At 30.5% G+C, this 1211-nt stretch carries 1 protein-coding gene; it reads right to left on the reverse strand.

What is annotated here, in order from left to right; all coding sequences use genetic code 11:
• Positions 1-1211 (reverse strand): tagaturonate reductase (locus tag CLOBL_RS27205; RefSeq protein WP_077861840.1); only part of this gene is annotated, 1211 nt, incomplete at both ends.

Raw genomic sequence — 1211 nt, forward strand, 5'->3', positions numbered from 1 at the left:
TTCATACCTGCTTTTTCAATTATTGCTAAGTATTCAGTAACCTTGTCGGTTAAACCTGCTATTTTATTTAAATCGCTTCCCCAGTTCTTTTCGTATCCAAGTACTGTTGTAACAACTTTCTTTAAGCCTTCAGTGCTTCCATCATAATTTGCCCATACGTTTTTGTATAATTCTAAGATATCTTCATCATCTGAAAGGTTAATATCTTCTGTTCCTCTTTTTCCTTTATAGAATTCAATTAATGCTGCAAGAGAGAATACTAATTTCTTAGGAAGTTCTCCTTTTCTCTTTAAGTATTCTGTTAAACTTGGTAAATCTCTTGTTTTATATTTAGACATTGAATTTAATGCAATACTCATTAAGTAATGTTTTACATATGGATTTTGGAATCTTTCAATTATTGCATCTGCAAATTCTACTAATTCTTCATGAGGTAAATCTAGTGTTGGAATTATTTCATCATAAATTACTTCATGTACATATTTTCCTATTACTTCGTGATCTACTGATTCTCCTACTGTATCTAATCCATAAAGATATGCTACTGGTACCATTGCTGTATGTGGTCCATTTAATATTCTTACTTTTCTAGTTCTATAAGGTGTCATATCATCAACAACTTTGATATTTAATCCTGCTTTTTCTATTGGTAATTCATTTTTTATTGATTGTGGTCCTTCAATTACCCATAAGTGGAATACTTCACCTACATCAACTAGGTTATCATCATATCCTAATTCTGCTCTTACTTCATCTATTGTATCTCTTGGATATCCTGGTACAATTCTATCTACTAAGCTGCAGCAGAATGTGTTAGCTTCATTTATCCAGTTAATAAAATCTTGTCCTAAGTTCCAAATTTCAGCATATTTTAATACTATTTCCTTTAGTTTTTCACCATTTCTATCAATAAGCTCACATGGTATTATTATTAAACCTTTATCACTAGCCCCATTGAAAGCTTTAAATCTATTGTATAAAAGAGCTGTTAATTTACCTGGATAGCTTTTTTGGCATCCACCTTCAAGTTTATCGTTTTCTTCAAAAGCTATTCCGGCTTCTGTAGTATTTGATACTATAAATCTTAATTCTGGATTTGCTCCAACCTTTAAATATTCATCATAGTTTGCATATGGGTTAATACCTCTGCTTATACTATTAATTATTTTATGAGTTTTTGATGCTTTACCATTTTGCATTCCTTGAAGATA

Source organism: Clostridium sp. BL-8 (assembly GCF_002006495.1).
Classification (GTDB): Bacteria; Bacillota; Clostridia; order Clostridiales; family Clostridiaceae; genus Clostridium.